The organism is Rhizobium sp. BR 315 (assembly GCF_050577975.1).
Taxonomy (GTDB): Bacteria; Pseudomonadota; Alphaproteobacteria; order Rhizobiales; family Rhizobiaceae; genus Rhizobium; species Rhizobium miluonense.
In genome coordinates this window covers 1-1,007 of record NZ_JARWKZ010000138.1, presented here as the reverse complement: position 1 = coordinate 1,007, position 1,007 = coordinate 1, and the positions used below count along the sequence as shown (strand labels likewise).

Below are 1,007 nucleotides of genomic sequence, written 5' to 3'. Positions count from 1 at the left end.
GAGTAAGTTTGAGCGCAATAAGCCGCACGTCAACATTGGTACGATTGGGCACGTTGACCACGGCAAGACGTCATTGACGGCAGCGATCACGAAGTACTTCGGCGAGTTCAAGGCGTACGACCAGATCGACGCAGCACCGGAAGAGAAGGCACGTGGTATCACGATCTCGACGGCGCACGTTGAGTATGAGACGCCTGCTCGTCACTACGCTCACGTCGACTGCCCCGGCCACGCTGACTATGTCAAGAACATGATCACCGGCGCTGCCCAGATGGACGGCGCGATCCTGGTTTGCTCGGCTGCTGACGGCCCGATGCCGCAGACCCGCGAGCACATCCTGCTCGCTCGTCAGGTTGGCGTTCCGGCGATCGTCGTGTTCCTGAACAAGGTCGACCAGGTTGACGACGCGGAACTTCTCGAGCTCGTCGAGCTTGAAGTTCGCGAACTTCTGTCGTCCTACGACTTCCCGGGCGACGACATCCCGGTTGTCAAGGGTTCGGCGCTTGCTGCTCTTGAAGACTCCGACAAGAAGATCGGCGAAGAYGCGATCCGCGAGCTGATGGCCGCTGTTGACGCCTACATCCCGACGCCTGAGCGTCCGATCGACCAGCCGTTCCTGATGCCGATCGAAGACGTGTTCTCGATCTCGGGCCGTGGTACGGTTGTGACCGGCCGCGTCGAGCGCGGTATCGTCAAGGTTGGTGAAGAAGTCGAAATCGTCGGCATTCGCCCGACGTCGAAGACGACGGTTACCGGCGTTGAAATGTTCCGCAAGCTGCTCGACCAGGGCCAGGCCGGCGACAACATCGGCGCGCTGGTTCGCGGTGTTAACCGTGACGGCGTCGAGCGTGGTCAGATCCTGTGCAAGCCGGGCTCYGTYAAGCCGCACAAGAAGTTCATGGCCGAAGCCTACATCCTGACGAAGGAAGAAGGCGGCCGTCATACGCCGTTCTTCACGAACTACCGTCCGCAGTTCTACTTCCGCACGACTGATGTGGACTGATGTG

Annotated in this window: 1 pseudogene; it reads left to right on the top strand. The window is 60.2% G+C overall.

The features are described from left to right. Nucleotides 1–997, top strand: a pseudogene (gene tuf / locus QD409_RS35375) (elongation factor Tu); the annotation flags it as partial. Nucleotides 998–1,007: the final 10 nt, after the last annotated feature.